Raw genomic sequence first — 22,716 nt, forward strand, 5'->3', positions numbered from 1 at the left:
CGAAGCAATCCAGCTTCGTAGAGCCCGACGCCCCCTGGATTGCTTCGCTGCGCTCGCAATGACGACGAGGCATCTGTCATGACCCCTCAACCCGCCATCCGCGTCGAAAACCTCAACGTCTCCTTCGGCGATTCCCATGTCGTGAAGGACCTCTCTTTCTCGGTCGCCTCCGGCGAGAGCTATGGCATCGTCGGCGAGTCCGGCTCGGGCAAGTCGACCGTGCTGCGCGTGCTCTCGGGGTTGAACCGCGACTGGAGCGGCACCGTCGAGATCACCGGGCATGCCCAGCCGAAGATCCGCGACAAGGCCTTCTATCGCGCCGTGCAGATGGTCTTCCAGGACCCCTACGGCTCGCTCCATCCCAAGAAGACGGTCGACGACACGCTGGCCGAGCCGCTCGCCATCCATGGCATCGGCGACGCCGAAAGGCGGATCGGGCGGGCGATGTCGGAGGTCGGCCTGCCCGCCTCCTTCCGTTTCCGCTATCCGCACCAGCTCTCCGGCGGCCAGCGCCAGCGCGTCGCCATCGCGCGCGCGCTCGTGCTTGAGCCCTCGATCCTGCTGCTCGACGAGCCGACCTCGGCGCTCGACGTCTCGATCCAGGCCGAGGTGCTGAACCTGCTGCAGGCACTGCGCCACGAGCGCAAGCTGACCTACATCCTCGTCAGCCACGATCTCGCGGTCGTCGCGCATATGTGCGAGCGGCTGCTCGTCATGCAGTTCGGCCGCGGCGTCGAGGAGATGACGGCGCAGACGCTCGCCGCCCGCAGCCCGCAGACGGACTATGCCCGGCAATTGCTGACCGCCAGCGAGGGCTTCCGCCGCGATTGACGGCCGGCCGCGTTGTGATCTGAGCGTTTGGCAATCGCCGCGCTTGGTCTCATTCTCGTCGCAAGCCCGCCGTCCAGATGGACCCTGCGCCGGATTCGCGGACGGGCACGGAGATGACTGAACGATGGACGATATTGCCGGCCGCATCCTGCGGCCTGAAACCATTCCCGAGCGCACGCCGGTTCCGGCTTTCGACCTGGTGATCTTCGGCGCGGGCGGCGATCTCGCCATGCGCAAGCTGTTCCCGGCTTTGGCGCAGCGCAGCCGCGAAGGTGTCCTGCCGGGTGAGAGCCGCATCCTCTGCATCGTCCGAAAGCAGGAGGATGTCGATGGGCTGCCCAAGCAGATCGCCAAGCGGCTGAAGGAGGAGGGGCTCACCCCGGACCATATCCACGCCTTTCAGCAGCGCCTGACCATCGTGCTGCTCGATGCGGTGAAGCCGGAGACCTACAAGGCGCTCAAGACGGCGCTCGGCGACGATGGTCGCGTGCGCTCGTTCTACCTCTCGACACCGCCGGACCTCTTCATCCCGATCTGCGAGAATCTCGCCGCCGCCGACATCCTGACGCCGACCTCGCGCGTCATTCTCGAGAAGCCGCTGGGCCGCGACCTCGCCTCGGCGCGCGAGATCAACGACGCCGTCGCGCGCATCCTGCCGGAGGACCGCACCTACCGGATCGACCATTACCTCGGCAAGGAAACGGTCCAGAACCTCCTGGTGCTTCGCTTCGCCAACACGCTGTTCGAGCGCTCCTGGACCGGCCGCGACATCGACCATGTCCAGATCACGGTGGCCGAAACGGTCGGCCTGGAAGCCCGCGCCGGCTATTACGACAAGGCCGGGCAGATGCGCGACATGGTCCAGAACCATCTCATGCAGCTGCTCACCCTCTTCGCGATCGAGCCGCCCAATCTGCTCGAGGCCGGCGCCGTGCGCGACGAGAAGATCAAGGTGCTCAAGGCGCTGCGGCCGATCGTCGGGCCCGATGTCGAGCGCTATACGGTGCGCGGCCAGTATGGCACCGGCCAGATCGACGGCCAGCGCGTGCGCGCCTATGCCGACGAACTCGGCCATCTCAGCAACACCGAGACCTTCGTCGCCATCCGCTGCGAACTCGACAACTGGCGCTGGGCCGGCGTGCCGATCTATCTGCGCACCGGCAAGCGCATGGCGCAGCGCTATTCGGAGATCGTCGTCACCTTCAAGCCGGTGCCGCATTCGATCTTCGGCGGCGGCTCCTGCGACAAGCTCTACGCCAACCGCCTGCTGATCCGCCTGCAGCCCAATGACGGCGTCCAACTCCAGCTGATGATGAAGGTGCCGGGCTCGGGCCGGCTCAAGATCGTGCCGCGCCAGCTCGACCTGCGCTATTCCACCGCCTTCGACGAGCGCACGCCCGATGCCTATGAGCGCCTGCTGACGGACGTCATCCGTGGCGACCAGACGCTGTTCATGCATCGCGACGAGGTCGAGCAGGCCTGGCGCTGGGTCGATCCGATCATCGCCGGCTGGCAGGAATACGCTCCCCACCCGCATCGCTACGCCGCCGGCTCCTGGGGGCCCTCGCAGGCGATCGGGCTGATCGAGCGCGAAGGCCGCTCCTGGGCCGATCCGGACTTCGAGTGATGCAGCCAAGCCTACCTCCCCTTGGTCCCGTCGCCTGGCACCGCTTCGCGACCCTGGCCGACGCCTCGGAGGCGCTGGCGGAGGCCGTCGCCATCCGGTTGCGCGCGCTGCTGGCGGGGCAGGGCAGGGCTTCGCTCGCTGTCCCCGGCGGCACGACGCCGGCCCGCTTCCTCGCGGCGCTCGGCACCCGCGATCTGGCCTGGGACAAGGTCACGCTGCTGCCGACCGACGAGCGCTTCGTCACCGCCGACGATCCGGCCTCGAACGAGCACATGATCCGCGGGCAATTCGCGCCGTTGCGCGAGGGGCGGGTCGGGTTCCTGTCCTTCCATGGCCGTGGCCAAGACATCGAGGCGGCCGCCGCCGCGCTCGCCTCCGAACTCGCGAGCCAGCCGCCGCTGGATCTCGTCGTCAGCGGCATGGGCACCGACGGCCACATCGCCTCGCTGTTTCCCGGCAAGGAGGAACGTTTCTCCGCCATGCCCGACAGCGGCATCTGCATCGCCACGCCGCCCGGCCTGCCGCCGCGTCTCTCCCTGTCGCCCGCGCGTCTCGCAGGCGCGGGCTGGGCGAGCCTGCTGGTCTCGGGCCGCGAGAAGGAGGCCGTGCTGAAGGCCGCCCTGGGCCGCCCCGCTCCGCTGCCCGTCGACATCCTCCTCGACCGCCCGCAGGGCCTCGACGTCTACTGGGCGAAAGAGTAGACCGCGCGCAGCCGTTCAAACGATTGAAAGACGCCGACCATGGACGAGACCGCCGCGATTGCCCGCCTCGAAGCCTGTGGCGTGATTCCCGTCGTGGTGATCGAGGACGCCTCGCGCGCCATCGACCTGGCGCATGCGCTCGTCGCCGGCGGCATCGACGTCGTCGAGGTCACGCTGCGCCGCCCGGCCGGGCTGGCCGCGCTGGAGGCCATCGCCAGATCGGTGCCGGGCGCGCTGCCGGTCGCCGGCACGGTCGTCACGCCGGCGCAGGTCCAGCAGGTCAAGGATGCCGGCGCGAAAGCCGTGGTCAGCCCCGGCTTCAGCGAGGCGGTCGACGAGGCGCTGAAGGCGGCCGGGCTGCCCTGGCTGCCGGGCGTCGCCACCGCGTCGGACTGCATGCGCGCGGTCGCCGCCGGCCGCACTGTCGCGAAGTTCTTCCCTGCGGAAACAGCGGGCGGCCCGCCCGCGCTCAAGGCGCTCTCGGGCCCGTTCCCGCAGATGCGTTTCTGCCCGACCGGTGGCGTCGGCCTGAACAACCTCGGGAGCTACCTCGCCCTGCCGCAGGTCATCTGCGTCGGCGGCTCCTGGCTGGTGCCGGCGGACGCCATCGCATCGGGCGACTGGACGCGCGTGACGCAGCTGGCGAAAGAGGCCAGCGCGGCCTTCAGGGCGTTGCGGGGCTGAGTCTTCCCGTCATTGCGAGCGGAGCGAAGCAATCCAGGGGGCGTCGAGCGAGCCTTTCTGGATTGCTTCGCTTCGCTTCGCTCGCAATGACGGTCAACCTGCCGCCAGCCGCTCCACCACCATCTCCGCGATCGCCAGCGAACTCGTCAGCCCCGGGCTCTCGATGCCCAGCAGATTGACCAGGTCCGGCACCCCATGGATCTGCGGCCCGTCGATGCGGAAATCGGGCATCGGCTGCGTCGAATCATGCAGCTTCGGGCGGATGCCGGCATAATCGGCGACGAGCGCGCCGTCAGGCAGGGCCGGCCAATAGGTCCGGATCGCGGCGTAGAACTTCTCGGCCCGCTGCGGATCGACGACGAGGTCCTGATCGTGCTGGACCCATTCGACATCGGGGCCGAACTTGACCCGCCCGCCCATGTCGATCGTGGCGTGGATGCCCAGGCCCGCCGCCTCGGGCACGGGATAGACCAGATGCGAGAAGGGCTGCTTGCCGAGCAGCGCGAAATAATTGCCCTTGGCGTAGTGCTGAACCGGCACATGTTCGGGCGGGAACCCCTCCAGCGTGCCGAGCAGTTTCGGCGCGCCATGGCCGGCCGAATTGACGATGGTCTTCACCGAATAGGTCGCAGGCTCCTCGCCGCCGAAATCGACGCTGAAGCCCTCGGCCTCGCGACGCCATCCGGCGATCGGCGTGTTGAGCGCCAGCGAACCACCCGCCGCCTCGCATTCGCCGAGCAGCGACAGCATGAAGGCATGGCTGTCGACCACGCCGGTCTCCGGCGAGAGTAGCGCGATCTCGCAGCGCACCTCCGGTTCCCTCGCCTTGGCCTCCGCGGCGTCGAGCCAGCGCAGGCTGTCGACGCCGGAGGCCTGGGCGCGGGCCATGATCGTCTCCAGCGCCGGCTTCTGCGCGGCACTGGTGGCGACGATCAGCTTGCCGCAGGCCTTGTGGGGCAGGCCGCGCTCGCGGAGATAGGCGTAAAGCCGCTTGCGGCCCTCGACGCAGACCTTCGCCTTCAGCGAGCCCGGCGGATAATAGATTCCCGCATGGATGACCTCGCTGTTGCGCGCCGAGGTCTGCGTGCCGATGCCCTCGGCGGCTTCCGCGATGACGACCTCGCGCCCGGCGAGCGCCAGCGCCCGCGCTGTCGCGAGGCCGACGACGCCGGCCCCGATCACCAGACAGTCGATGTCATGCATGGGAGATCCGTCCCTCAGGCCCGGTTCGGCATCGCGGTCTCGACGAGATTCGCCCAGTAGGTCACGCCGACCGGGATGACCTCGTCGTTGAACTCATAGGCCGGGTGGTGCAGGCCGGCCGAGTCGCCATTGCCGATGTTGATGAAGGCGCCGGGGCGCTCCTCGAGCATGTAGGAGAAATCCTCCGAGCCCATCGTCGGCGGCACGGTCGTGTCGACCTTGCCCTCGCCGAAGGCGGCCTCGATCGTGCCGACCACGAACTCGGCCTGCTCCGCATGGTTGAAGGTCACCGGGTAACCGTGGAGATAGTCGCAGACGACGCTCATGCCGAAGGCACCCATGATGCCGGCGGTCACCTCCTTGATGCGCTTCTCGGCGAGCTCGCGCATCTGCGGCGTCAGCGTCCGCACCGAGCCCTTGAGCTCGACGGTCTGCGGGATGACGTTGAAGGCCTCACCCGCATTGATCGCGGTCACGGAGACGACGATCGAGTCGAGCGGGTCGGCATTGCGCGAGGAAATCGTCTGCAGCGCCGTCACCAGCTGGCAGGCGGCGACGATCGGGTCGTTGACCCGGTGCGGGGCCGCGGCATGCCCGCCCTTGCCCTCGATCTTGATGTGGATGCGGTCGGCGGCAGCCATGGTCGGGCCCTTGCGCACGTCGAACTGGCCGACGGCCAGGCCCGGCTTGTTGTGCATGCCGTAGACTTCCTGGATGCCGAAGCGGGTCATCAGCCCGTCCTCGATCATCGCCTTGGCGCCGGCGCCGCCTTCCTCCGCAGGCTGGAAGATCACCACCGCGGTCCCGTCGAAATCGCGCGTCTCGGCGAGGTACTTGGCGGCGCCCAGCAGCATGGCGGTGTGGCCGTCATGGCCGCAGGCGTGCATCTTGCCCGGCACGGTCGAGCGGTGCTCGAGATTGGTTTCCTCGTGGATCGGCAGCGCGTCCATGTCGGCCCGCATCGCGATCACCTTGCCGGAGCCCTGGTTGCGGCCCTTGATGACGCCGACGACGCCGGTCTGGCCGATGCCGGCCACGACCTCGTCCACGCCCCATTCCGTCAGCTTCTGCGCGACGACGCCGGCCGTGCGGTGCACGTCGTACATCAGTTCGGGGTGGCGGTGCAGGTCGCGGCGGATCGCAGTGAGCTCGGGGTGAAGGGCGGCAATGAGTTCGGCTTTGGGCATCGTGACCTCGAAAAGGGCGAAACCGATCCGCCGGCGGCGGATCGCGGGATCGGCAGGGCTCTGCGGCGCTGATCAGGCGTCGGCGGGAACGTAGCGGCGCGACAATTCGTTGCGGTCGTCATAGGACGCCTCGAAGATCGCCGCCGCCAGCGTCGCGCGCACATGCAGCGTGTCGGTGCCGATGTTCTTGAAGCCGTGGCGGGCGCCCGCCGGCACCAAAACGGACTGGTTGGCGGTGACGACCATCGTCTGGTCGCGCAGATAGATCTCGGCCGTGCCGCCCATTACCTCGAGCACCTCCTCGACCGCGTGCAGATGCATCGGCGCGCCCAGGCCAGGCTCGCAGAACTGCTCGAAGATGCAGAGCTGCTTGCTCTGGACCAGGGCCGAGACCCGCATCTCGGTCATGACGCCGTCGCGCCATTTGTCCTGCGGCTGCGTCTTGTGGTCGAGGATCGTCATGGGGCATGCCTCCGCTTCTGTCCGCGCCCGCCGCTGCGGCCCCCCGCCTCATCGGTCAGGCGCGACACCTCTTTCCACAAGCCCGAACGCGGGGCAGCGTCAAGCGCGGGCGCTGCGACCCTGACGCGCGCCCGCGGCACATCCCGTCTTGCCGCCGCCGCAGAGGAGGGGCCGGGCCACAGGGCCGCGGCTTCAAACCCCGAACTGCGTCCGCCAGGCGGCGATGTCGTCGAGCGCGACATTCGAGCCGCAGAGCACGAGGCCGACGCGCTCGCCCGGCTGGAACAGCGCCTTGCGCGCCAGCGCGGCGGCGACGACGCAGGAGGCCGCCGGCTCCAGCAGCACGCGCCCGTTCTGCAGCACCCAGGTGATCTCGCGCACCGCCTCGGCGTCGGGCACGATCACGATGTCCTCCAGGAACTGCCGGGCGGCCGCCATTGTCCGCTCCGTCGCGAAGGGGGCGCCCAGCGTGCGCGCGATCGAGGTCGGGCGGATCGGCACCGGCTTGCCGGCCGCCAGCGCCTGCGTCATCGCGGTCGCGCCCTCGGTTTCGACGCCATGGATGCGCAGGGCCGGGTCGAGCCCTTTCATCGCCGCGCCGACGCCGGCCGCGAAGCCGCCGCCGCCGATCGAGATGAAGACGTGGTCGAGCCGCCCGCCGGCATCGTTGTTCATCTCAAGCCCGAGCGAGCCATGTCCGGCGATGATCGCCGGATCGTCATAGGAATGGACGTTGGTCATGCCCTGGGCGGCATAATCCTCGGCCTTCGCGAAGGCTTCGATTGAATCCGCGCAGAGCTCGATCTCGGCCCCGAGACCGCGCGCCATCTCGACATTGAAGGCGGCCGCGTTCTGCGGCATCAGCACCAGCGCGCGGCAGCCCATCGTCTTGGCGACCAGCGCCACCGCGATGGCGTGATTGCCGCCCGAGACGGTGACGACGCCACGCGCGCGCTCGGCCTCGCTCAGCCCCATCAGCTTGTTGAAGCAGCCGCGCACCTTGAAGGAGCCGCCGAGCTGCAGGCTCTCGACCTTGACGACGGTCTCGACGCCCAGCCGCGCCGAAAGCCCGGCGCTGTAGAAGGTCGGCGTACGCCGGATCTTGCCGGCGATGCGCGCGGCGGCGGCCTGGATGTCTGCCAGAGTGACGTCGAAATGCATGCGGAGCCTCTCATGTCCCGCTGCCGTTATAGGGGTGCGCGGCGATGGACGGAAACGGATCGTTGGCAGCGGCTCGCTGGAGGCTTAGGACATATATCAGGCTCGGCCTACCGGCGGGCTCGGCACGAAACCTGCCTCGCGCCGCATTTTGGAGAGACGCCGCGTGACGATGACCCCGAAGGAGATGCTGGCCCGGCTGGTTTCGTTCAACACCGAATCCCAGCGCAGCAATCTCAAGTTGATCCACTTCTGCCGCGACTATCTGGCGAGCCTCGGCGTCGAGAGCACGCTGGCGTTCAATGCCGAGGGCGACAAGGCCAATCTCTACGCCACGATCGGCCCGAAGGTGGAGGGCGGCGTCATCCTCTCCGGTCACACCGACGTCGTGCCCGTCGCTGGCCAGGACTGGAGTTCCGATCCCTGGACGCTGACCGAGCGGGACGGCAAGCTCTTCGGCCGCGGCACCTGCGACATGAAGGGCTTCGACGCCATCGCGCTGGCGCTGGTGCCGGAGATGCTGGCGGCACCGCTGAAGCGGCCGGTCCACATCGCACTCTCCTACGACGAGGAGGTCGGCTGCCAGGGCGCACGCGTCATGATCGCCGCCATGGCCAAGGAGGGTCTGAAGCCGTCGGCCGTCGTCGTTGGCGAGCCGTCGATGATGCAGGTCGTCACCGGTCACAAGGGCGGCCTGCGGATGAAGACGACGGTGCGCGGCCATGCCGTCCATTCGAGCCGCGTCGATGTCGGTGTTCCCGCCGTGATGATCGCCGGGCGCCTGATCGACTGGCACAACCAGGTGATGGCCGAGAACAAGGCCCGCACCGCGCCGGGCAACGGTTTCGAGCCGCCCTACACGACACTCCATGTCGGCGTGGTGAATGGGGGGACGGCGGTCAACATCACCGCCGAGCACTGCATGTTCACCCATGAGGTCCGCTGCATCCCTGGTGAGAGCTTCGAGACCTACGAGCAGCGCTACCGCGCCGAGGTTGCCGCGCTGGAGGCGCAGATGCAGGCGATCGCGCCGGAAACCGGCATCGACTTCGTCGTCACCTCCGACACCCCGGCGATGGGCCCCGAGGAGAACGGTGCGGCCGAGGAACTCTGCCGCCGCCTGACCGGCGACAATGGCCGCCATGTCGTCGCCTATGGCACGGAAGGCGGCCTGTTCCAGCGCGCCGGCTGGTCGACCGTGGTCTGCGGCCCTGGCGACATCGCCCAGGCCCATCAGCCCGACGAGTTCATCACGGTGGCGCAGCTCGATGCCGGCACGCAGTTCGTGCGCAAGCTGATCGCCGAGCTTTCGCGCTGAGGGGGCCAGCTCCGGTCCCCCCGCGGCGACGCGCGCGGGGAAACGCCCCGTGCCGATCTCAACGGAGTTTTTAGAGAGTCGTGCCACTGCTCTCCACCATCGGGGAGGGGCTGCGGCATGGCGGGAGACGGGTGGAGAGCGTCGCGGACGCTGTGGGCTCTCATCGGCGCGATCTCGCTGCTCAGCCTGGCGATCTGGTCTGCGACCGGCGTGGGCCTGAAGGCAGGCGACCTGCTCGTCATCCTCGGCGTGGTCGCGAGCCTTCTGGCGATCTCAGCCTTCTATTCACAGCGCCGTCCCGACGAGCGCCTCGCCCGCTTGACCCGCGCGATGGCCGAACTGCTGCTCCTGATCTTCATGGTCGGCTCGCTGTCCTACAGCGGCACATCCCTCGCCATGCCCCTGCGCGACGAGTGGTTCCAGGCGATGGACGTGGCCCTGGGCTTCGACTGGCGCTTCTGGTTGTCCGTGCTCGACGCCCATCCGTCCGTTCACGAGGTTCTGGTCCTCGCCTACCACTCGATGCTGCCGCAGACGGCGCTCCTGCCGATCGTCCTCGCCGCGATCGGAGCCTACCGTCATCTCGACCGCTTCCTGTTGAGCTATGCGCTCGCGGCCATCGTGACGGTCGCCATCGCGACTCTGCTGCCCGCGCTGAGCCCCGTGGTCCATCTCGGCATCACGCCGGCTGACCATCCCAACATCGTCCTGGCCGTGCCGCTCGAGTTCGCCCAGCATGCCCAGGCCCTGCGCGAGGGCAGCATGAAGCTCGTCGATCTGAACGGCGCCCAGGGACTCGTCACCTTCCCGAGCTTCCACACCGTGTCGGCCGTCCTCCTGATGCTCGGCTTCTGGGCGGCGCCGCCCTACTGGCGCTGGTTCGGGGTCGGGCTCAATGGGCTGATGCTGGTCGCCATTCCGATCGAGGGAAGCCACTACCTCGTCGACGTCATCGCGGGGGCCGCTCTGGCGGTCGCGGCCTGGGCGGCGGCGGCGTGGCTGCTGGCGCGTGAGCGTCAACGCACGGCCCCGTCCTGTCAGGCGCTGGCGCCCGTCACGGCCGTCTGACTCGGCGGTCCGCCGCGAACTGACCATAACTTCGGCAGGTTGCGCGGAAATGCCATGCGCCTGAGTCGCGTCACCCCCGTGACTCGCGCACAAGCTGCCCCTAACATCGCTTCTTTCGGGCGCCGACGGTGCCTGCGAGGGGAGGTGTTTTTCGATGAAAGCGCGTGTGTTCGGCCTTGCGGCCGCTTTGCTCGGGGTTTCGCTGCTGGCGCTGGGCGCCGCCGAGGCCCGACCGCTGAAATGGGCCGCCGCGGGCGACGCCCTGACGATCGATCCCCATGGTCAGAACGAAGGGCCGACGACGGCGCTCACCCAGCACATCTATGAAGCCCTGACCGAGCGCGACCATGCCGGCAAGCTGCTGCCGCTGCTGGCCTCCTCCTGGCGGGTCGTGCCCGAGGACCCGACCACCTGGGAGTTCAAGCTCCAGCCGAACGTCAAGTTCCATGACGGCAGCGCCTTCAGCGCCGATGACGTGGTGTTCTCCTATGAGCGCGCCATGCAGCCGACCTCGGACTTCAAGGGTCTGCTGACCTCCGTCGAGAAGGTCAGCAAGGTCGACGACCTGACGGTGCGCATCAAGACCAAGGGGCCCAACCCGCTCCTCGTCAACAACACCGTCTCGATCCGCATCATGAGCAAGGCCTGGGCCGAGAAGAACAACGCCACCAAGGCGCAGGACTTCAAGAACAAGGAGGAGAACTTCGCCGTCCGTAACGCCAACGGCACCGGGCCCTTCACGCTGGTCACCCGCGAGGCGGATGTGAAGACGGTGATGAAGCGCAACGACGCCTACTGGAACAAGGCCAAGGTGCCGCTCGAGATCACCGAGCTGACCTACGTCCCGATCAAGCAGGATGCCACCCGCGTCGCGGCGCTGCTCTCGGGCGAGGTCGACTTCGTCCAGGACGTGCCGGTGCAGGACATCGTCCGCCTCAAGAGCCAGCCCACGCTGCGCGTCAATTCCGGTGCCGAGAACCGCACCATCTTCTTCGGCATGGACGTCGCCTCGGCCGACCTCAAGGGCGACGACGTGCAGGGCAAGAACCCCTTCGCCGACAAGCGCGTTCGCCAGGCCCTCAACATGGCGATCAACCGGCCGGCGATCCAGCGCGTCGTGATGCGCGGCGAGTCGGTGCCGACCGGCGTCATCATGCCGCCCTTCGTCAATGGCTGGACCAAGGAGCTGGACGCGTTCCCGGCGGTCGACAACGCCAAGGCCAAGGCGCTGCTGGCGGAGGCGGGCTATCCCAACGGCTTCTCGGTGACGCTGCACTGCCCCAATGACCGCTACGTCAATGACGAGGGCATCTGCCAGGCGGCCGTGGGCATGTTCGCGCAGATCGGCGTCAAGGTGAACCTGGTCTCGCAGTCGAAGTCGATCCATTTCACCCTGATCCAGAAGAACCCGCCGGAGACGGAGTTCTACCTCGTCGGGTGGGGCGTCCCGACCTTCGACAGCGACTACATCTTCTCCTTCATGTACCACTCGCGCACCGGCTCGCAGGGCTCCTGGAACGCCACCGGCTTCAAGAATGCCGAGGTCGACTCCATGATCCAGTCGCTCTCGCAGGAGGTCGACATTCCCAAGCGCGACGCCACCATCTCCAAGCTCTGGACGCGGCTGAAGGACGAGACGATCTATCTGCCGATCCACCATCAGTCGCTGAGCTACGCGATGAAGACCAACCTCGACATTCCCGTCGACGTGTCGAACTCGCCGAAGCTGAAGATGGTGAGCTTCAAGGGCTCGTAGTCTCCCTCCGCCTCGTTCGTGAACCTCCGACGTCATCCCGGGCCTGCACTTCGCTCCGCCCGGGATGACCTGGAGACTTGTCTGTCTGACGGTGTTGGGAAAGTAACCCCGTAATGCTCGCCTACATCCTGCGCTCGCTGATGCAGGGCATCGTCGTGATGCTGGCCGTCGCCTTCATCGCCTTCTCGATGTTCCGCTTCGTCGGCGATCCCGTGGTCAACATGCTCGGCCAGGAGGCGACGCTGCAGGATCGCGCCGAGCTGACCGAGCGGCTCGGCCTCAACGACCCCGTGCCGCTGCAGTTCGCCCGCTTCGTCGCGGATGCGGCGCAGGGCGATTTCGGCATCTCCTACCGCCAGGGGCGCAAGGTCTCCTCGCTGATCCTCGAGCGGCTGCCCGCGACGGTGGAACTCGCCGTGCTCTCGGCGATCTTCGCCTTCGTCACCGGCATCGGCCTCGGGGTCTATGCCGCGATCCGGCGCGATGGCTGGATCGCCAATCTGGTGATGGCGCTCTCCCTGATCGGCGTCAGCCTGCCGACCTTCCTGATCGGCATCGGGCTGATCTACATCTTCGCCGTCGAATTGCGCTGGCTGCCCTCCTTCGGCCGCGGCGACACGGTCGCGATCGGCTGGTGGACGACCGGGCTGCTCACCACGAGCGGGCTCAAATCGCTGGTCATGCCGGTGCTGACGCTCGGCTTTCTGCAGCTGACGCTGATCATGCGCCTGGTTCGCTCCGAGATGCTGGAGGTGATGCGGGCCGATTTCATCCGCTTCGCCCGGGCGCGGGGCATTCCCGAGCGCCGCATCGAGTTCCGCCACGCGCTGCGCAACACGCTGATCCCGGTTGTCACCATCGCGGGCGTCCAGCTCGGCGGCGTGATCGCCTTCGCCATCGTCACCGAGACGGTGTTCCAGTGGCCGGGGCTGGGCGCGCTCTTCGTCAACGCCGTGCAGTTCGTCGATGTGCCGGTGATGTCGGCCTATCTCCTGTTCGTGGCCTTCGTCTTCGTGCTGACCTCGCTCCTGGTCGACCTCGTCTACGTCGCGCTCGATCCGCGCCTGCGCAGCGGCAACCCGGCCATGGCGAAGTGAGGGCGAGGTTCGCATCATGACCAGCATGCCTGCTCCCCCCAACCCGCCCGGCCGCCTCGCCCGGATCTGGGATTCCGACATCGCCTACTCCTTCCGCTCCTCCCCGGTGACGGTGGTGGCGACGCTGCTGGCGCTGCTGCTCGTGCTGGCGGCGGTCGCGGCGCCGCTGATCGCGCCCTATGATCCCTTCGACCCCGCTTCGCTCGATCTCTCCGACGGGTTCTCGCGGCCGATGGTGCCCAACGAGATCACCGGCAAGGTCTTCTGGCTGGGGTCCGACGCGCAGGGGCGCGACATCTTCTCGGCCATCCTCTACGGCTCGCGCGTCTCGCTGCTGGTCGGCGCGGCCTCCGTGCTGTTCTCGCTCGTCATCGGCGTGGGCTTGGGCCTGGTCGCCGGCTATGTCGGCGGGCGCACCGAGGCGCTGATCATGCGGGTCGCCGATGTCCAGCTCTCCTTCCCGGCGATCCTCGTCGCGCTTCTGGTCTTCGGCGTCGCCCGTGGGCTGATCCCGCCGGCGATGCAGGAGCAGATGACTCTGCTCGTTCTCGTCGTCGCCATCGGCTTGTCGAACTGGGCGCAATATGCCCGCACCGTGCGCGGCTCGACGCTGGTCGAGAAGAACAAGGTCTATGTCGACGCCGCCCGGCTGATCGGGCTGAAGGCCTGGCCGGTGATGCTCAAGCACGTCCTGCCCAATGTCGCCGGGCCCGTGCTGGTGATCGCGACGATCAACCTGGCGCTGGCCGTCATCGAGGAGGCGACGCTCTCCTTCCTCGGCGTCGGCATGCCGCCGACCCAGCCCTCGCTCGGCACGCTGATCCGCTTCGGCCAGCAGTATCTCTTCTCCGGCGAGTGGTGGATCCTGCTCTTTCCCTCGCTCGTGCTGGTCCTGCTCGCCCTGTCGATCAACCTGTTCGGCGACTGGCTGCGCGATGCGCTCAACCCGAAGCTGAGATGAGCGCGATGCCGCCTGAAGACGCCGCCCCCGTCCTCTCCGTCCGCGACCTGACGGTCGAGTTCGTCACCCGTCGCGGCACGCTGCGCGCGCTGGACCGGATTTCCTTCGATGTCGCGCGCGGCGAGGTGCTCGGCGTCGTCGGCGAATCCGGCGCCGGCAAATCCGTCACCGGATCGGCCATCATCGGCCTGATCGACCCGCCCGGTCGGATCGCCGGCGGCGAGGTCCGCCTCTCCGGTGAACGGATCGACAACCTGCCCGATGACGCGATGCGCAAGGTCCGCGGCAAGCGCATCGGCATGATCTTCCAGGATCCGCTGACCAGCCTGAACCCGCTCTACCGGATCAGCGAGCAGCTGATCGAAACGATCCAAGTCCACACCGATCTCGACGCCACCCAGGCCCGCGCCCGCGCCATCGCCCTGCTGGACGAGGTCGGCATTCCCGCGCCTGAGAAGCGGATCGACAGCTATCCGCACGAGTTCTCCGGCGGCATGCGCCAGCGCGTCGTGATCGCGCTGGCGCTCTGCGCCGAACCGGAGTTCATCATCGCCGACGAGCCGACCACCGCGCTCGACGTCTCCGTGCAGGCGCAGATCATCGCGCTGATCAAGACGCTCTGCCGGGATCGTGGCACCTCGGTCATGCTCGTCACCCACGACATGGGCGTCATCGCCGAAACCGCCGATCGGGTCGCGGTGATGTATGCCGGGCGCATCGCCGAGATCGGCCCGGTCCGCGACGTCGTGAAAGAGCCGCTCCACCCCTATGCGAAGGGGCTGATGGGGGCGATCCCCTCTCTCGAGGGCGAGACCACCCGGCTCGTCCAGATCCCGGGCTCGATGCCGCGGCTTTCGGCCATCCCGCCCGGCTGCGCCTTTAATCCGCGTTGCGGGCAGGCCTTCGCCCGCTGCCATGTCGAGCGCCCGGAGCTGGTCGCGGTGGGGGATCGCAAGGTCGCCTGCCACCTTTATGACGAACCGCGCCGCAGTGGCGCCGGGGCGGAGATCGCCGCATGAGCCGCATGACCGCCGATGAGCCCGCTTTGGTCGAGGTCCGCGATCTCAAGCGCGTCTTCGATGTCTCGAAGCCCTGGCTCAACCGCGTCATCGAGCGCGCGCCACGCCAGTTCCTCAAGGCGGTCGACGGCGTCTCCTTCGAGATCCGCAAGGGCGAGACCTTCGCGCTGGTCGGTGAATCCGGCTCGGGGAAGTCGACCGTAGCGCGCATGGTCGTCGGCCTGCTGCCGCCGTCGGCCGGTACGGTCACGATCGACGGCGTCTCGATGAGCGATGCGGCGGCGGCCGAGGAGCGTCAGCGGCTGCGCCGGCGCATCCAGATGATCTTCCAGGACCCTTACGCCTCGCTCAATCCGCGCTGGCGTGTCGGGCGCATCATCGCCGAGCCGATCCGGGCCTTCCGGCTGGTCGAGGGCGAGGCCGCGATCACCGAGCGTGTCGGCGATCTCCTGACGCTGGTCGGCCTGCACCCCGCCGACCGCACGAAATTTCCCCACGAATTCTCGGGTGGCCAGCGCCAGCGCATCGCGATTGCCCGCGCGCTCGCCTCCGATGCCGAGTTCATCGTCTGCGACGAGCCGACCTCGGCGCTCGACGTCTCGGTCCAGGCCCAGATCCTCAACCTGATGCGCGACCTGCAGGAGCGGCTGGGGCTGACCTACCTCTTCATCTCGCACAACCTCGCGGTCGTCCGGCACATGGCGACCCGCATCGGCGTGATGTATCTCGGCCGCCTCGTCGAGGTCTCCGAGGGCAAGAGCCTGTTCTCGGCGCCGCGGCACCCCTATACGCGGATGCTGCTCGATGCGGTGCCCGATGTCGCGATGGTCGGCAAGGCGCGCGAGGCGGTGAAGGGCGAGATCCCGAACCCGATCAGCCCGCCCTCGGGCTGCACCTTCCATCCCCGCTGCCCGCTGGTGTTCGACCGCTGCCGGCTCGAGAGCCCGCCGGTGATCGACGGCGTCGCCTGTCATGCGGTCCAGGCCGGGCGCGTGGCCGCGGCCTGATCGTCCCGGGCTTCAGGGGCCGGTGCCGCCGGCCTTGGGGCGCGTCGGGCTCGGGGACTTCAGCAACGGCGCGACGGGCCGGTCGGTGCGGTACTGGCCGCGCGCGATCGCGCCGAACATCAGCACGACCGACGTCAGCGTCATCAGCCACCAGGGCTGCAGGGTCGCGAAGCCGAGCGCGGAGAGCGCGAAGGCGGTTGTGAAGGCCGCGACGCCGCCGGCCGCCAGCGCGCCCGGCATGCGCCCGGCCGCCCGGACGGCGACATAGAGGCAGAAGGCGGCTGCGGCCGCCCCGACGAGGCCGAGCTCGTACCAGGTTTCGAACAAGAGTGTCGTCGGGGTCGCGGGCGGCAGGGCGCCGATCAGCCGGCCGCGCAGAACCGTGTCGAGGCCGTGGCCGGTCACGAGCTGGATCGGCGCGCTGCTGATTACATCGGCCCAGACCGCCAGCGCCGGCGCGAGCGTGCTCTCGGGCAGCCGCGAGACGATCGGGATCATCAGGAAGGGCAGGATCGGCGCCAGCAGGATCAGGCCAGCCAGCACCGCGGCGACCATGGCCGCCGCCCGCTCGCGGCTGGCGCTGACGGCGCCGAAGGCGACCGCGCCGCAGATCATCGCAACCGCCTCGCCATCCTCGAACCGCGTCAGCGACAGCAGGCCGACGATCAGCGCGAGCCCGAGCGCGCTCAGGCCCCGCTCGCGCGAGAGCAGCCAGGCGAGCGCCGGCCAGGCCATGATCAGGATGACGCTGATCCCGCGCTCGACGCCGGCATCGGTGTCCTGGTGGCGCAGGGCCGTCATCACGATCAGCGCCAGCGCGAAGGCCGCGGCGGTGCCCGCTCCCAGCGGCGCCAGGTTGAGGTTCGAGGCCCGCATGCGCTCCGGCAGCGCGGCGTTGCCCAGGAACCCGAGCGCGACGGCGAGAACGATGTTGCTGGCCTTCTCCGTCGCCGAGAGCGTGTATGGGCTCCAGACCAGCGAGAGCACCGCCCAGGCGACGAGGCCGATCAGGATCAGCCCGGGCAGGCTGAATACGCTGCGCTTGAGCCGCGAGACGAAGTCGCGCGGGTCCTCGATCAACATGGCGATGACCAGCAGCACGACGCCGATCGGCGCCAGCACCACCGCGGCGCGACGCGAGACGAGGGACGCGATCGGCAGCAGCAGCGCCAGCGTGCCGAACGCGATGCGGCGCAACAGCAGCGCGGCATCGGCGGCGGGATCGAGCGGGTGCTGGGCGTGATGACGGGGCATGGATCGCGAACCGGGGTCTGGCCTCCGCCGGAAAACGCGCCGGAGGATACTGGATTCAACCGTAGCTGGCCCCGCGAGGCGCGACTGTAGGGACAGCGCAACACTTCCGTCGCATTTCGCGGTTGCAGCGCGCGACCCGCTGCGACGAAAGCCCTCTGGTCGCCTGTCGCTTTTCATGGGATGAGGTCCCGATGCTCATGGCCGTCATTCCCTATTCGTCGGGCTTCCATATCGACCGGTTCATGGCCGATACGGCGTCGCGGCTGAAGGCGCGGGGGCTCCGGCTCGGTGGTGTCGTCCAGCACAATGACGGCGCCTGCGAGAGCGGCTGTTTCTCGATGGCGCTGGAGGACCTCGCCAGCGGCGTGCGCTATCCGATCAGCGAGAACCGCGGCGCCGGCGCCACCGGCTGCCGTCTCGACGCAGGCGGGCTCGCGGCCGCCGGTGGCGCGCTCGGCGCTGCGCTAGCTGGCGAAACCGATCTGGTCATCGTCAACAAGTTCGGCCGGCAGGAGGTGCTGGGTCAGGGGTTGCGGCAGGAGATCGCCGCAGCCCTGCTGGTGGGCGTGCCCGTGCTGATCGCCGTCCGGCAGGACGTGCTGCCCGCCTTCCGCGACTTCGCGGGGGAGGATTGGACCGAGCTGCCGGCACAGGCCGAGGCCATCGAGACCTGGGCCCTGCATCTCGCGCGGCTGGCCGCCTGACCGGGAGACCGCCATGGCGCAGGATATGAGCTTCCTCGACGATTATTTCGTTCGGCCCGATCCGCAGGCGGCCCGACTGGGCGCGACCGTCTCCGGCATCGACCAGACCGGCGCGACCGTCGAGACCCGCGTCGTCACCGAGCGCGCGCTGACGCTCTATCTCAACGCCCAGGAGATCGTCACCATGATGACGATCGGCGACCACCCCGACGCGCTGGCGCTGGGCTATCTCCTGAACCAGAACATGCTCAAGCGTGGCGATGTCGTCGATGCCGTCGATTACGACGAGGAACTCGAGGTCGTGGTCGTCCGCACACCGGAGCGCACCAATTTCGAGGAGAAGCTGAAGAAGAAGACGCTGACCTCGGGCTGCGCGCAAGGCACCGCTTTTGGGGACCTGATGGAGGCGATCGACGAGATCGAACTGCCCAAGGCGGAACTCCGCACGAGTTGGCTCTATGCGCTGACGAAGAAGATCAACACCACGCCCTCGCTCTATCTCGAGGCCGGTGCCATCCATGGCTGCGTGCTCTGCGAGGCCGACAGGCCGCTGGTCTATATGGAGGATGTCGGCCGCCACAACGCCGTCGACAAGGTCGCCGGCTGGATGTTCCGCAACAACGTCGATCCCGCCCGGATGATCTTCTACACTACCGGTCGCCTGACCTCGGAAATGGTCATCAAGACCGTCCGCATGGGCATCCCCGTGCTGGTCTCCCGCTCGGGCTTCACCGAATGGGGCGTCGAACTGGCCCGCAAGGCCGGGCTGACCCTGATCGGCCGGGCGCGGGGAAAGCGTTTCGTGGCGCTCGCCGGCGAGCAGAACATCGTCTTCGACCAGGATCCCGACTCGGTCGAGGAGGAGGGCGGCAGGAGCCGGCGCAAGGGCGCGGGGGGCGATGACTGACACGCCAACCCTCGGCCTTCTTCTCGCCGGCGGCCTCGCCCGGCGCATGGGGGGCGGTGACAAGCCGCTGCGGACCATCGCGGGCCGCAGCATCCTCGCCCATGTCATCGAGCGCCTGGCGCCCCAATGCGATCGCCTGCTGGTCAACGCCAATGGCGACCCCGCCCGCTTCGCCGCTTACGGCCTGCCGGTGGTCGCCGACAGCGTGCCGGATTTCGCCGGGCCGCTCGCCGGCATTCTCGCCGGGCTCGACTGGATGGCGGTCCATCGGCCCGAGACCGAATGGCTCGTCAGCGTCGCCGCCGACACGCCTTTCATCCCTGATGATCTCGTCGCCCGCCTGCAAGAGGCACGCGAGACGCAGGGCGTCCCACTCGCCTGCGCGGCCTCGGGCGGCTGGACGCATCCGGTGATCGGCCTCTGGCCGGTTCGCCTGCGCGCCGATCTGCGCCACGCCCTGACGGTCGAGGACGAGCGCAAGATCGACCGCTGGACCGCCCGCCATGGCTGCGCGAGCGCGGAGTGGCCGGTGACGCCGGTCGATCCCTTCTTCAACGCCAACAAGCCCGAGGATCTGGACGAGGCCGAGCGGCTTTTCGCCACTCTGCCGCCGGCTTGAACCCCCTGCGGTCCTTCGCTATCTGTCCTGATAAGAGCCGCTTATCGCTGCCGAGCTCCGGGGGAAGATCATGAAGTCGTTCGTCGCCGCCATCGCCGTTTCCGCCATCCTCGCCTTCGGCGCCAGCCTCGTGCTGAACGACTATTTCCAGAAGCCGGTCGACGTCGCTTTCTCGACGGGCGGCGTCAGGCTCTGAGCGGCTGAAGCGGCGACCGAACCAGGCCGTCATGCTCGGGCTTGACCCGAGCATCTCGTGCCGCGGCAGGCCTGGCGCTCGCCCATCCTGAGATTCTCGGGTCTGCGCTTCGCTGAGCCCGAGAATGACGTCGAGGTGGCGCCAGTGAGGCGCCGCCGCTCACTCGATGACGATACGCGGCGCGGCCCGGGCCGCCCCTCCCGCCATCGACGCCATCACCTGCCTTGCAATGCCGAGATAGGCCTTCGCATGGGCCGTGTCCGGGTCGCTCGCGACGATCGGCCGGCCTGAATCGGACGTTTCGCGGATCGGCATGGCCAGCGGCACCTCGCCGAGGAAGGGCACGCCGAGGCGTTCCGCCTCATGCCGCGCCCCGCCATGGGCGAAGATGTCCGAGCGCGTGCCGCATTCCGGGCAGATGAAATAGCTCATGTTCTCGACGATGCCGAGGATCGGCACCTCGACCTTCTTGAACATCGCGACGCCGCGGCGTGCATCGAGCAGCGCCAGATCCTGCGGCGTCGAGACGATCACGGCGCCGGCCAGCGGCGTCTGCTGGGCCATCGTCAGCTGTGCGTCGCCGGTGCCGGGCGGCATGTCGACGACGAGCACATCGAGTTCGCCCCAGGCGACCTCGCGCAGCATCTGGGTGATCGCCGAGATCACCATCGGCCCGCGCCAGATCATCGGCGTTTCCTCGTCGATCAGGAAGCCGATCGACATGATCTTCAGCCCATAGGCCTCCATCGGCGCCAGCGTCCGTCCGGACACCAGCCGCGGCTTGCCGGTGATGCCGAAGATCTTGGGCACCGAGGGGCCATAGATGTCGGCGTCGAGCACGCCGACCTTCAGCCCGAGAACGCTGAGCGCCACCGCGAGATTGGCGGTGGTGGTCGACTTGCCGACGCCGCCCTTGCCCGAGGCGACCGCGATGATCTGCTTCACGCCGGGCACACCCGCCGCCTTCGGCGTCGGGCCGCCAGGACCCGCGCCGGGGGCCGGACGCTGCGCCTGCTGGCGCGCCTGCGCGGCAGCCGACGAGGGCGCCTTGTCGGCGGTCAGCCCGACCAGAACCTGGCTCACGCCCGGCAGGCCCGACACCGCGCTTTCGGCCGCCTTGCGCACCGGCTCCATGGCGGCGGCTTCGGTGGCGTCGATGCCAATGGCGAAGATCACCTTGCCGCCGTCGATCAGGATGTCGGCGACGCGGCCGGACGCGGAGAGCGACTGGCCGCTGGCCGGCAGCTTCACCAGTTCGAGCGCGCGCAGGATGTCGGCTTGGGTGAGGGCCAAGGGCTGAACTCCTATCGGCGCGGTTCAGGCCGACGCCTTGCGGATGTGGAAGACGAGCAGATCGCCGTCGCTGCGGCTCTCCTCGATCGCATCCCCGGTTTCGCGCATCAGGTTGGGAATGTCGATGGCCGCCATCGGATCGGTGCATTCGACGAGGAACAGCGTGCCGGGTGTCGCCCCCTTCAGCGCCTTGCGGACCCGCAGCGCCGGCAGGGGGCATTTCAGGCCGCGGAGATTGAGAGGCGTGGCGGTCATCGTTGGGAACCAGCGGCAGGAGCGCAGCTTCATAGGATGCCCGGTCGCACCGGGGCAACTGGCCGCTTTGTCACGGCGCCGGGGAGGCGGCATGATGGAACGATGCGATCTGTCCTGAAGCCTCTTGTCCTTCTTCTCTGCCTCGCCCACCCCGTCTCCGCCCAGGAACTGCGCGGCCATGGCGGGCCTGTGCGCGCCATCGCGGTCGCGCCCGACGGTGCGAGCGCCATGACCGGCTCCTTCGACCAGTCGGCCATCCTCTGGAGCCTGTCGGGCGGCACGGCGGAGGCCGTGCTGCGCTTCCATGAGGGCGCGGTCAATGCGGTTGCGGCCGTGCCGGGCCTCGGCTTCGCCACCGGTGCCGAGGATGGGCGCATCGCGCTCTGGCGCGGCGCGGCGGCCGAGCCCGCCGAGGTCATCGAGGGCCACAAGGGGCCCGTAGCCGCGCTGGCGGTCTCCGCCGACAGGCGCCGCATCGCCTCCGCCTCCTGGGACGGGACGGCGCGGGTGACGACGCGCGAGGGCGGCGCAGCGGTCGCCTTCGAGGGGCACCAGGGGCCGGTCAATGGCGTCGCCTTCCTGCCCGGCGGCGGCCTCGTCACCGCCAGCTACGACGCGACGCTGCGGATCTGGCCGGCGGACGCCGGCGCGCCCCGGATCGTCACGCTGCCGGCGCCGCTGAACGGGGTCGTCGTGGCTGCTGATGGCGAGATCGCCGTCGCCGCGGCCGACGGACGGCTGCGTCTCTTCGGGCCGGATGGGGAGGCGCGCGGGGAGGTGGCCGTGGGCGAGACGCCGCTGATCGCGCTGGCGCTCTCGGCCGACGGCACGACGCTGGCCGCCGGCGGCCTGCGCGGCCAGGTGGCGCTGATCGACCGGGCCGCACGCCGCATCCGCGCGACGCTGGTCGGGCCGGGCCTGCCGGTCTGGTCGCTCGCTTTCCTGCCGGATGGCCGCCAGATCCTGTCGGGCGGTGCCGACCGTCTCGTGCGCCGCTGGAACGCCGTCTCCGGCGAGCATATCGGCACGGTGGTGCCGCGCGCCGGGGCGGATGTGCTGGCCGCCTTCAACGGCGAGCGTGGCGCGCAGGTCTTCCGCGCCTGCGCCGCCTGCCACACCCTGACCCCGTCGGACGGGAACCGCGCCGGGCCGACGCTGCACGGCATCTTCGGCCGCCGCATCGCCAGCGCGCCGGGCTACGCCTATTCCGAGGCCTTCAGGACGATGGACATCGTCTGGACCAAGGAGACGGTGGCGAAGCTCTTCGAGATTGGCCCCAACGCCTACACGCCCGGCACCAAGATGCCCGAGCAGACGATCGGTTCGGCTGAAGACCGGCAGGCGCTGGTCGACTGGCTGGAGAAGGTGACGAAATAAGGCGTCGTTCTCGGGCTTGACCCGAGAATCTC

General features: G+C 68.7%; 23 protein-coding genes. 16 read left to right on the forward strand and 7 right to left on the reverse strand.

Going from position 1 to position 22,716, the window contains the following annotated elements; translation table 11 throughout:
* Window positions 1–78: 78 nt before the first annotated feature.
* From BSY19_RS10655 to eda, 4 genes are all read left to right on the forward strand, one after another.
* Window positions 79–831, forward strand: a complete 753-nt coding sequence (locus tag BSY19_RS10655; protein WP_069054147.1) for an ABC transporter ATP-binding protein — start codon at window positions 79–81, stop codon at window positions 829–831.
* 124 nt (window positions 832–955) lie between these two features.
* Window positions 956–2,458, forward strand: a complete 1,503-nt coding sequence (gene zwf, locus BSY19_RS10660) for a glucose-6-phosphate dehydrogenase (protein ID WP_069054148.1) — start codon at window positions 956–958, stop codon at window positions 2,456–2,458.
* The gene (locus BSY19_RS10665) at window positions 2,458–3,159 is read left to right on the forward strand and encodes a 6-phosphogluconolactonase (protein WP_069054149.1); all 702 of its coding nucleotides are present in this window, start codon (window positions 2,458–2,460) and stop codon (window positions 3,157–3,159) included. The genes zwf and BSY19_RS10665 overlap by 1 nt, the downstream gene beginning before the upstream one ends.
* 39 nt (window positions 3,160–3,198) lie before the next feature.
* Window positions 3,199–3,843, forward strand: a complete 645-nt coding sequence (eda, locus tag BSY19_RS10670) for a bifunctional 4-hydroxy-2-oxoglutarate aldolase/2-dehydro-3-deoxy-phosphogluconate aldolase (protein ID WP_069054150.1) — start codon at window positions 3,199–3,201, stop codon at window positions 3,841–3,843.
* A 93-nt stretch (window positions 3,844–3,936) separates the two neighbouring features.
* Here eda and BSY19_RS10675 read toward each other — a convergent pair whose 3' ends face one another.
* From BSY19_RS10675 to BSY19_RS10690, 4 genes are all read right to left on the reverse strand, one after another.
* Window positions 3,937–5,046: an NAD(P)/FAD-dependent oxidoreductase gene (locus BSY19_RS10675; protein ID WP_069054151.1), complete on the reverse strand. Its 1,110-nt coding sequence runs from the start codon at window positions 5,044–5,046 to the stop codon at window positions 3,937–3,939.
* Window positions 5,047–5,060: 14 nt separating this feature from the next.
* A complete protein-coding gene (locus tag BSY19_RS10680; protein WP_069054152.1) occupies window positions 5,061–6,233 on the reverse strand; it encodes a M20 aminoacylase family protein in 1,173 nt (390 codons plus the stop codon).
* A 72-nt stretch (window positions 6,234–6,305) separates the two neighbouring features.
* A complete protein-coding gene (locus BSY19_RS10685; RefSeq protein ID WP_069054153.1) occupies window positions 6,306–6,695 on the reverse strand; it encodes a cupin domain-containing protein in 390 nt (129 codons plus the stop codon).
* A 192-nt stretch (window positions 6,696–6,887) separates the two neighbouring features.
* Window positions 6,888–7,856 carry a threonine ammonia-lyase gene (locus BSY19_RS10690; RefSeq protein ID WP_069054154.1) on the reverse strand — a complete coding sequence of 323 codons (969 nt, stop codon included), beginning with the start codon at window positions 7,854–7,856 and terminating at the stop codon, window positions 6,888–6,890.
* Window positions 7,857–8,025: 169 nt separating this feature from the next.
* Between BSY19_RS10690 and argE the strand changes: the two genes are divergently transcribed.
* The 7 genes from argE (at window position 8,026) to BSY19_RS10725 (ending at window position 16,079) form a co-directional block, all read left to right on the forward strand.
* Window positions 8,026–9,171, forward strand: a complete 1,146-nt coding sequence (gene argE / locus BSY19_RS10695) for an acetylornithine deacetylase (protein WP_069056998.1) — start codon at window positions 8,026–8,028, stop codon at window positions 9,169–9,171.
* A gap of 117 nt (window positions 9,172–9,288) precedes the next feature.
* Complete coding sequence (locus BSY19_RS10700) at window positions 9,289–10,239, forward strand: phosphatase PAP2 family protein (protein WP_069054155.1); 951 nt, start codon at window positions 9,289–9,291, stop codon at window positions 10,237–10,239.
* 154 nt (window positions 10,240–10,393) lie between these two features.
* Window positions 10,394–11,995 carry an ABC transporter substrate-binding protein gene (locus BSY19_RS10705; protein ID WP_069054156.1) on the forward strand — a complete coding sequence of 534 codons (1,602 nt, stop codon included), beginning with the start codon at window positions 10,394–10,396 and terminating at the stop codon, window positions 11,993–11,995.
* Window positions 11,996–12,108: 113 nt separating this feature from the next.
* Window positions 12,109–13,092, forward strand: a complete 984-nt coding sequence (locus BSY19_RS10710; RefSeq protein WP_069054157.1) for an ABC transporter permease — start codon at window positions 12,109–12,111, stop codon at window positions 13,090–13,092.
* A 16-nt stretch (window positions 13,093–13,108) separates the two neighbouring features.
* On the forward strand, window positions 13,109–14,053 hold the full coding sequence (locus BSY19_RS10715) for an ABC transporter permease (RefSeq protein WP_150129574.1): 945 nt from the start codon (window positions 13,109–13,111) through the stop codon (window positions 14,051–14,053).
* 5 nt (window positions 14,054–14,058) lie between these two features.
* Window positions 14,059–15,072, forward strand: a complete 1,014-nt coding sequence (locus BSY19_RS10720; protein WP_069056999.1) for an ABC transporter ATP-binding protein — start codon at window positions 14,059–14,061, stop codon at window positions 15,070–15,072.
* Between the two features lie 5 nt (window positions 15,073–15,077).
* Window positions 15,078–16,079, forward strand: coding sequence for an ABC transporter ATP-binding protein (locus tag BSY19_RS10725; protein ID WP_069057001.1), 1,002 nt, complete (start codon window positions 15,078–15,080; stop codon window positions 16,077–16,079).
* 12 nt (window positions 16,080–16,091) lie between these two features.
* Here the strand turns inward: BSY19_RS10725 and BSY19_RS10730 are convergent, their stop codons facing one another.
* Window positions 16,092–17,333, reverse strand: coding sequence for a hypothetical protein (locus BSY19_RS10730; RefSeq protein ID WP_069054158.1), 1,242 nt, complete (start codon window positions 17,331–17,333; stop codon window positions 16,092–16,094).
* A 191-nt stretch (window positions 17,334–17,524) separates the two neighbouring features.
* Between BSY19_RS10730 and BSY19_RS10735 the strand changes: the two genes are divergently transcribed.
* From BSY19_RS10735 to BSY19_RS28505, 4 genes are all read left to right on the forward strand, one after another.
* A complete protein-coding gene (locus tag BSY19_RS10735; protein WP_069054159.1) occupies window positions 17,525–18,037 on the forward strand; it encodes a DUF2478 domain-containing protein in 513 nt (170 codons plus the stop codon).
* 13 nt (window positions 18,038–18,050) lie between these two features.
* Window positions 18,051–18,944, forward strand: a complete 894-nt coding sequence (locus tag BSY19_RS10740; protein ID WP_236840507.1) for a formate dehydrogenase accessory sulfurtransferase FdhD — start codon at window positions 18,051–18,053, stop codon at window positions 18,942–18,944.
* Window positions 18,937–19,563, forward strand: a complete 627-nt coding sequence (gene mobA, locus BSY19_RS10745) for a molybdenum cofactor guanylyltransferase MobA (RefSeq protein ID WP_069054160.1) — start codon at window positions 18,937–18,939, stop codon at window positions 19,561–19,563. Before BSY19_RS10740 ends, mobA begins: the two co-directional genes overlap by 8 nt.
* A 70-nt stretch (window positions 19,564–19,633) precedes the next feature.
* Window positions 19,634–19,759: a hypothetical protein gene (locus BSY19_RS28505; RefSeq protein ID WP_257785740.1), complete on the forward strand. Its 126-nt coding sequence runs from the start codon at window positions 19,634–19,636 to the stop codon at window positions 19,757–19,759.
* Window positions 19,760–19,918: 159 nt separating this feature from the next.
* Here BSY19_RS28505 and BSY19_RS10750 read toward each other — a convergent pair whose 3' ends face one another.
* Complete coding sequence (locus tag BSY19_RS10750; RefSeq protein ID WP_069054161.1) at window positions 19,919–21,052, reverse strand: Mrp/NBP35 family ATP-binding protein; 1,134 nt, start codon at window positions 21,050–21,052, stop codon at window positions 19,919–19,921.
* A gap of 24 nt (window positions 21,053–21,076) precedes the next feature.
* Window positions 21,077–21,307 carry a sulfurtransferase TusA family protein gene (locus tag BSY19_RS10755; RefSeq protein ID WP_069057003.1) on the reverse strand — a complete coding sequence of 77 codons (231 nt, stop codon included), beginning with the start codon at window positions 21,305–21,307 and terminating at the stop codon, window positions 21,077–21,079.
* Between the two features lie 102 nt (window positions 21,308–21,409).
* Between BSY19_RS10755 and BSY19_RS10760 the strand changes: the two genes are divergently transcribed.
* Window positions 21,410–22,684: a c-type cytochrome gene (locus tag BSY19_RS10760; RefSeq protein ID WP_069054162.1), complete on the forward strand. Its 1,275-nt coding sequence runs from the start codon at window positions 21,410–21,412 to the stop codon at window positions 22,682–22,684.
* The last annotated feature ends 32 nt before the right edge of the window (window positions 22,685–22,716 follow it).

Origin of the sequence: Bosea sp. RAC05, from assembly GCF_001713455.1 — a bacterium.
Taxonomy (GTDB): Bacteria; Pseudomonadota; Alphaproteobacteria; order Rhizobiales; family Beijerinckiaceae; genus Allobosea.